6 protein-coding genes and 3 pseudogenes are annotated in these 7,242 nt (G+C 57.9%); all 9 read right to left on the bottom strand.

All coding sequences use genetic code 11. The features are described from left to right. Positions 1–510: Clp protease N-terminal domain-containing protein (locus JCM12296_RS30990; protein WP_281492219.1), on the bottom strand; the 510-nt coding region annotated here is incomplete at its 3' end. A 43-nt stretch (positions 511–553) separates the two neighbouring features. Next, positions 554–1,592: pseudogene (gene tssG, locus JCM12296_RS46385) on the bottom strand (type VI secretion system baseplate subunit TssG). Continuing rightward, positions 1,556–2,536 (bottom strand): type VI secretion system baseplate subunit TssF, encoded by a 981-nt coding sequence (tssF, locus tag JCM12296_RS48480; RefSeq protein WP_218188375.1) that lies wholly within the window; start codon positions 2,534–2,536, stop codon positions 1,556–1,558. Before tssF (JCM12296_RS48480) ends, tssG begins: the two are co-directional and overlap by 37 nt. Continuing rightward, positions 2,521–3,305 (bottom strand): annotated as a pseudogene (tssF, locus tag JCM12296_RS48475) (type VI secretion system baseplate subunit TssF). The gene tssF (JCM12296_RS48480) and the pseudogene tssF (JCM12296_RS48475) overlap by 16 nt, the downstream one beginning before the upstream one ends. Before the next feature lie 110 nt (positions 3,306–3,415). Beyond that, a complete protein-coding gene (gene tssE, locus JCM12296_RS30970; protein WP_054701155.1) occupies positions 3,416–3,880 on the bottom strand; it encodes a type VI secretion system baseplate subunit TssE in 465 nt (154 codons plus the stop codon). Between the two features lie 5 nt (positions 3,881–3,885). Beyond that, a complete protein-coding gene (locus JCM12296_RS30965) occupies positions 3,886–4,374 on the bottom strand; it encodes an Hcp family type VI secretion system effector (RefSeq protein ID WP_054701165.1) in 489 nt (162 codons plus the stop codon). Between the two features lie 132 nt (positions 4,375–4,506). Continuing rightward, positions 4,507–5,738: pseudogene (gene tssC, locus JCM12296_RS30960) on the bottom strand (type VI secretion system contractile sheath large subunit). Positions 5,739–6,096: 358 nt separating this feature from the next. After that, positions 6,097–6,627 (bottom strand): type VI secretion system contractile sheath small subunit, encoded by a 531-nt coding sequence (gene tssB, locus JCM12296_RS30955; protein WP_054701152.1) that lies wholly within the window; start codon positions 6,625–6,627, stop codon positions 6,097–6,099. Between the two features lie 94 nt (positions 6,628–6,721). Beyond that, on the bottom strand, positions 6,722–7,242 hold a 521-nt coding region (locus tag JCM12296_RS30950), incomplete at its 5' end, for a type VI secretion system domain-containing protein (protein ID WP_218188372.1).

The raw sequence follows: 7,242 nt of genomic DNA, 5'->3' as shown, positions 1-7,242 counted from the left end.
CTCGGCCGGCCCCGTGGCGGACGTCCCGGCATCCTCGACGGTGCCGGTGGTCAGGTCGACCAGGTTCTGTTTGAGGGTTTCCAGGGAGATCTTCTTCAGGGTCTCCGAGCTGGCGATGAGCATGCGGGCCAGGTCCTCGCTGTCCAACAGGGCCATGAGGATGTGTCCGGAACGGACCTGCGGCATCTGGTATTCCACCGAGGCCAACAGCCAGGCCTCCCGGATCATGCGGGGAATGCGCGGGGACAGCGCCGGGGTGCGCGCATTGCCGGTCTTGAACTTCTCGATGGCCCGGGTCAGGTCAGCCACCAGATGGGCATCGTTGACCTCGAAATATTTTAAAATCTTCAGCAGGTCGGTATCGGACATCTCCAGGAGCTTGATCAGAAAATGCTCGATATCCACCTCGTAATGGGTCTGGGACAAACACAGCCCTGCCGCGGATTCGAGAGCGCTGCGGCAAGTTTCATTAAGCTTGCCGATCAGGGACTTGAGATTGGATACAGCCATGGGTCTCTCCTTTGATAATAGCGGTTTTGCAAAGATCAGCCTCTCAGAGTTCAACCAGCTTCAGATCATACTCCTGAAAAGTAAAAAAGATATCTTCCGGATAGGCATACCCTGGGGAGGAAACCCAGGTGGTCCACCCGAGAAGCGGCGTATCCGCCCCGCTCCCGCCGAGTTGACAAAGCGGGACGTCTTCCTTCTTCAGATAGATGCGGATTTCGAATTCATACTCGATGCCCACCATGTACCGCACCAGTGAGAAAATGGGCACCAAGAGGTCGCCGGTCGGCATCAGGCGCACGAATTTGCGGCGGTCCACCGGTCCCAGATGGACGCGGAACTTGGTCTGGCTCTCCCACACCTGGCTGCCGCAGATGGCGTCGTCGCCCAGGGCGGCATTGGCCATGCCCAGTTGGGTCTGGTCCTGGGGATCGAGATCGACAACTCGTTCGATGAATTGTTCCACGCGTACCCGGGCATCGGCAAATAGGCCACGGCCGCTTCGATGGATACCGCCGAGGCCATCGGCCGCGAAAGCAGCCCGCTGTATAAGGTCAGCGACTCTTCGGGCAGGCCGATCATCTCCGTGAGCCCCGCCGTGCCGAGCCCGCAGAGGCTCAAAAGATAGCGCGAGAGGCGGTCGCGGGCGCCCGATTCGTAGTTTTCCGGAAAACGATGTTTTTTCCAAGCCAGGTAAAAAGGGTGATCAGCCGATGGTTGAACAGATCGAGAAAGGCGGCCAGGGCAAAGTCCTTCTCCCGGGCACGGTCGACGATCAGCTGGGAGTACCAATGGGGCAGCACACCCGAAGGCCCGGTCAGGCCCATGAAGGCGACTTCCATGCGCGGCGGCTTGTCCGGGCGGGGCGCCTTCAAATCGGAGATATCACTGGGCGGAAAGGAGAACCCCTGCTTGACCGTGAACCGCACCGGCTCCGCATCCGGTTCAAGGGTGCGGCCCAGCCGTTTGCGCGGGCCACCGAAGCGCTCCAGCAGATGAACGGCACGAAAAAAAGAGAATTCGAAGAACCGTTCAAACAACTGTGCCTTTAAAGCAGGATCTGATTTCCGCTTCTCGGCGGCCATCGTTTTACCAATTCCTCCCGCTGCAGGGTCTTGACCTCCAGCTGCGAAAACGAGTTGACGGATACATACTGGGCCAGAAACGCTTCCAGCACGCTGGCAAACAGGAATAGCCCCGTGCCCACATACTTGTCTTCATCGAAGGTGATCGTCACCCGGACACCCCGACAAAACGAGCGTTTGATCCGTTTGGTGACATGCCGGCAGTCCACCGCGACGATGCCGTCGATCATCTGCTGGCTGGAAAGCGTGTTATCGAAATTGTAAAGCCGGAGGATCTCCCTCAGCGCGTTTTCGCCGCCCTGCACCAAGGACATGTAATTCAGTGAGAAGTGGGAAATCAACCGCCACTGCAGGGCGCCCTCCAAAAAGGGACGCCGGGCGGGTGTCGGTTTCAGCATGCAGACGACGCCGGATACCGGGGCTGCCGTTTCCAGGCTGAAATCGCCGCTGGGATCGCCGAACGGCAGGCGTGACGGCAGATCGCGATTCGTACAGGTGATGCGCACGGTGAGAATATCGTCGGTCGGGTCGGTGGGTTTCAAATTAAGATCGGAAAAGGAGAGAAACACGTCCGTGCCGCGGTCCTCCTTTTTCCGTGAAGCCTTGCGTTGAATGTGCCAGAAGGCTTCGCTGGCCGATTCGCCGTCACTGGAAAGATGGTGGCGGATGGAATAGAACGGTTTGTACTCCAGCTGGGCATCGGAAACGCCGGAGCGGGTCACCACCACCCGGTCCACGCTGTAGACTTCCGTGGCATCCTTGCGGCGCATGTCGGGAACCACTTCGTATTCGGTCTTGCGTTGCTCCACGCGAATGGGCTCGGCAATGCGCTGGAAGAGGTTGACCGCCGGTGTCGCATTCAGGCAGAAGGTCTCGGCATTGACCACCAGGTCAGCCTTGCCGGAGCGGTTCAGGTAGATCCGCAGGGTCATGGCGCTGCCCATTTTTTCCGTGCCCAGGCGATCGAGCCGCAAAAATCGAAGAAGAGAAACTTCTCCGGAAAACAGAAGTATTCGAAAAGCAGCAGGTATCCCGGAAAGGAGCGCTTCGAATAGGGCAGAATACCCTCCTCATCGGAGAAACCGACCGGCCGGATCGCGTCGAGTGGAAGGGCCACGGTCTTGCGCGTGCCGTCCTTCAGTTCGATCTCGCACTCGATGCGGCTGACATGGTTGAAAATCAGTTCGTACAGATGAAAAACATGCTGGTGCGGGCCATTGAGAAAAAACCGCAGGGACTGCCAGCCGATGGCATCCAGGTGCACCCCGTTGAAAGTGGCCAGATCGATTTCGATGGCCTGGACCGCTCCCCTGACGAAGGTGCTGGGCTCCTTTATCCGGGCACCTGAAACCCGCACCGGCCAGATACGCACCGGCTGGGTCGTGGTGAATCGACAGGGGGTACCCCGCACCGGTTTCGAAAACAGGGCCGTTCCCTTGTCGATGGGATACCCGCCTTCGGGAATGTTCTGGCCGACCGGTTCGAAACGAACCACGGTCATGGAAGGAATCGGGTTGATGTAATGGGGGTAGATGATGTTGAAGAGGGATTCGGTGATTTCAGGGAAATCATCGTCGATCTTCTTGTGGATACGGCCGCTGATCAGGCAAAGGCCTCGATCAGGCGCTCGGTGTGCGGATCCTCGCACTTGTCGCCTTCGAGCAGCAGCCGGCTGGCGATCTTGGGGTATTTCTTGGCAAATTCAGCCCCCATTTCCCGAATGAAGGTCAACTCGCGCTCGTAGTAGTCGAGGAGCCTGTCTTCCATAAAACGGCGTGATTCCTTCCCGATGGTTTCCGGCTTTAGCCCCTAAAAGGCCTGATTCAATCCGCGACCACATACTCCTTGTGAATCGCATCAAAATAGGTGTCGAAGGTCACCGGTTCGCGAATGGGGTCGACAACCAACAGGGCCGAGATGCGGAAGTGGAGGTGACGCTCCTTCTGACGACCGGCCTCGACCACGACTTTCACGTTCCTCAGGCGGGGCTCGAAGCGTTCGATGGTCCGCTCCACATCCTTGAGAATGGTCTTTTTGACCCGATGACTGCCGGTGTTTTCGGCGGTAAAATCCTTGAGCCCGTAAGTCGCCACGGAATTGTGCAGATGATGAAAGGCCGCCGGCAACGCGGTGATCGAACGGCGGCTGTTCAACAGATTCTCCAGGTCTCGGATGACGAAGGCCTTGACCTGGCTGACATCCAAAAGGCGATACTGGACAGGCTCGCGCGAATCGGCCGGTGCCGTGTCGATGAGCCTGTCCAGTATGGACGCCTGGGCATTATCCATTCAGATCAACCCTTGAATTCATTGGCTCCGATGTCAAATTTGAACGGCATGGGGCTGCCACCGGTACCGTCGGGCTTTTGTTCGATATAGGTATATTCGACTTCTCTGAAATTGAGCGAGATGTTCTCGGTCAGCCGATCCTCGCCGCCGGACCCACCGGTGGACACCGAGGTCACCAGGACATCTTTCATTTTAATCACAATATACTCCAGCGGTTTCTTGCCGGCTTTGCGCACGAAAAGATCAGCCGTATCAATCTTCTCACCGGTGGCGCAGGCCCGCAACAGCCCGTTGGACGAATTATCCACATACTTGGTGACGCTCAGGTCCTGGAAAGAGGCCTTACCAGAACCGCCGCCGCCGCCCATGTGGAAGGTTCCGGACTGGCTGACGCCCCAGCTCCAAGCCAGTACGTCGACCTCGTCCTTGTGTTTGAAATCCTTGGACTCGCCTTTGATGTTGTTGGACAATTTAAGGAACATATCAACGGCCATGGTCATCCTCCTTTGTTGGTGTTTGCGAAAAACAGTGATGGCTAAAAATCGAATGGATCACCGACGCGGCCGGGCACCGCAAGGCATGGGTTTTACGGTCCGGTGTTCCGGCCACAGCGTCCGTTGCCCCCATTAGCCGCCGGCAGGCGGCGGCAATTCGGCAACCAGACGCAAGGATACGCTCAACTCATCCAACTGGTAATGGGGCTTTAAAAAGGCCACCGCACGATAGGCACCCGGTTTCCCCGGTATCTCCGTCACATCGACGCGCGCGTCACTGAGCGGGTATTTGGCCTTCATCTCCTGCCCGGCATTGGGATCGCCCAGGGTATAGTTGCTGATCCAGCGGTTGAGGAAATCCTGGGCATCGGCACGGGTCATGAAACTGCCCACTTTATCGCGCATCATGGATTTCAGGTAATGGGCGAAACGGGAAGTGGCCATGATGTACTGCAGCTGAGAAGACAAACGAGCATTGGCGTTGGCGTCGTCGGAATCGTAAACCTTGGGTTTATTGGCCGACTGGGTGCTGAAAAAGGCGGCGAAATCGGTCCCCTTGCAATGCACCAGGGGAACGAAGCCCAGGTCGGCCAGTTCCTTCTCCCGCCGATCGGTAATGGCGATCTCGGTGGGACATTTGAGCGCCACATCGCCCTCGTCGGTCTTGAAGGTGTGCACGGGCAGCCCCTCGACCAATCCGCCGCCTTCGACCCCGCGAATGGCGGCACACCAGCCGTATTTGGCAAACGCATCGGTCAGCCGCGACCCCAGCGCATAGGCGGCGTTGCCCCACAGGTATTTTTTATGATCGGTACCGTCGACATTCTCTTCGAAGTCAAACGCCTCAACGGGGATATTGGCCTGCCCGTAGGGCTGTCGCATCAGGATATGGGGCAGGCACAGGGCCACGTAGCGGGAATCCTCGGAATCCCTGAAAGAGCGCCATTTGGCATACTCGGGGCTCTGGAATATTTTGGCCAGGTCACGGGGATTGCCCAATTCGGTGAAACTGTCCAGGTTCAGGATCCCCGGGTTTGCCGCAGAGATGAACGGCGCATGGGCCGCAGCGGCGACCTGGGACATTTTTTCCAGCAAGGCCATATCCTGGGGGTGGTTGCCGAACTCGTAATCCCCGATCAGGCGCCGTAAGAGGCGCCGCCGAACATGCCGAACTCCTCTTCGTAGACCTTCTTGAACATGGCGGACTGGTCAAATTCACTGGCCTTCTCCATATCCTTGAGAAGGTCCTTCTTGTTGACGTTCATGACCCGGATCTTCATGCGTTCGCCGGTCTCGCTCTTGGAGACCAGGTAATTCAGTCCCCGCCACGATCCTTCCAGTTTCTGAAAGTCCTCATGGTGCATGATTTCGTTCAACTGATCGGAAATCAGCTTGTCGATCTGGGCAATCCGGGCATTGATCATCGCCTCGGTATCTTTTGAAATGGTCATGGTGCCCTCCATGACCTGGCCCACGAATTCACTGATCAGATCCTTGGCATAGGCTTTCTGGCTCTCCTCGCGTGCCAAGCGCCCTTCTGAAATGATCTGATCCAAAAGGCCCTTTTCTTCCTCAACGGCCTGGGGCGCCTCCTGCTGAGCCTGTTGTTCCTGATCCGTCATATCACCCTCCTTGCGTACCGGTTCACGCCGACCGGACGGATGCCGGTCACCAAAGGCATGCTTGATTCAAACGATGGCTGTATCGCCGATCAGGCGCCGCCTACTCCTCTTTTGTCTCAGCGCCGGCTTCTTTGGCCTCGACGCCGGCTTCCTGGCCGAGTTTTTCAATGCTGTCGGTATTGGCCAGCACATCCTGAAGCAATTCATCCAGCTTATCGTTGCCGTCGAGCTTGGCCAAAAGGTCGGAGAGACGCTTGCGAGCCTCCACCAGCTTGCGTACCGGCGTCACCTGTTCGGCCACCCGCTCGGGATGGAAATCGTCCAGGGACTTGAAGCGCAACTCCACGGCCATTTTGCTGTCGTCATTGGTCAGCTTATTGTCCACCCGGTAGGCCAACCGCGGCTTCATGCCGGCCAGCACCTGGTTGAAGTTGTCCCGGTCGATCTCGACAAATTTGCGGTCCTTGACCTTGGGCAGGGGTTCGTCCGGTTTTCCCGACAGATCCGCGAGTACGCCGACGACGAAGGGAATCTCCTTCATTTCGATGGCATCCCCGATCTCCACGTCGTAGGTAATCTGGACACGCGGGGAACGGACCCGGTCCAATGTGTGTTGCAAACTTTCAGCCATGGTATGCCTCCTTTTCACCGATACGGGACAATGCTGCTCCTCATTTATATTTTATTAAGCACCCGAGACAGACACGCCATGCCCGCCGCCGGGGTTATGACTGGCGATGCTGCAATGCCTTGGTCAGATCGATGGTACACATCTTCTTGAAAATCTCCTCGGCCCGATAATAATCGTCACTCCCCTCTTCCGCCTGGATCAGGCAGCGGTAGAGCGCGCCGAGCACATCGCCCACCCAGACGGGAGATTCCCAGCGTTCCAGCCCCAGCTCCTCGAGCAGGGTGTTGAGCTCTTCGGCAATGGGGCGGGCCAGGTCCGGCCGGTTGGCCTGCAGGCACAATTTGGCCATGAGCAGCCGGTAGCGGTTTTTCGACCGGACGCTGGAAACGCTGCACGACGCGGAGAAGAGAACATCCAGGGCCTGTTTGAGGCCCTTACTGCTCAAAACGCCGGCTGCATTGTTCCACAGGGCCGCCTCGTGGGCTTCGGTGTCTGAAATCAGACCCACCACGATCTGGCCGTTCACGGTGGCGGCCTTTGGCGCCGATACGGCTTTCGGGCCGGCCGCCACCGGTTGGGATTCCGCGGTGCCGGTTGTCACGGCATCATCGTCGG

The sequence above is a fragment of the Desulfosarcina cetonica JCM 12296 genome (genome assembly GCF_001311845.1).
GTDB lineage: Bacteria > Desulfobacterota > Desulfobacteria > Desulfobacterales > Desulfosarcinaceae > Desulfosarcina > Desulfosarcina cetonica.
This window is presented reverse-complemented; position numbering and strand designations above follow the sequence as displayed.

What these genes read in the sequence shown, in the direction of transcription:
- tssF (WP_218188375.1), bottom strand. Translation starts at nt 2,536, where the DNA reads ATGGGCAGCGCCATGACCCTGCGGATCTACCTGAACCGCTCCGGCAAG.
- tssE (WP_054701155.1), bottom strand. Translation starts at nt 3,880, where the DNA reads ATGGATAATGCCCAGGCGTCCATACTGGACAGGCTCATCGACACGGCA.
- JCM12296_RS30965 (WP_054701165.1), bottom strand. Translation starts at nt 4,374, where the DNA reads ATGGCCGTTGATATGTTCCTTAAATTGTCCAACAACATCAAAGGCGAG.
- tssB (WP_054701152.1), bottom strand. Translation starts at nt 6,627, where the DNA reads ATGGCTGAAAGTTTGCAACACACATTGGACCGGGTCCGTTCCCCGCGT.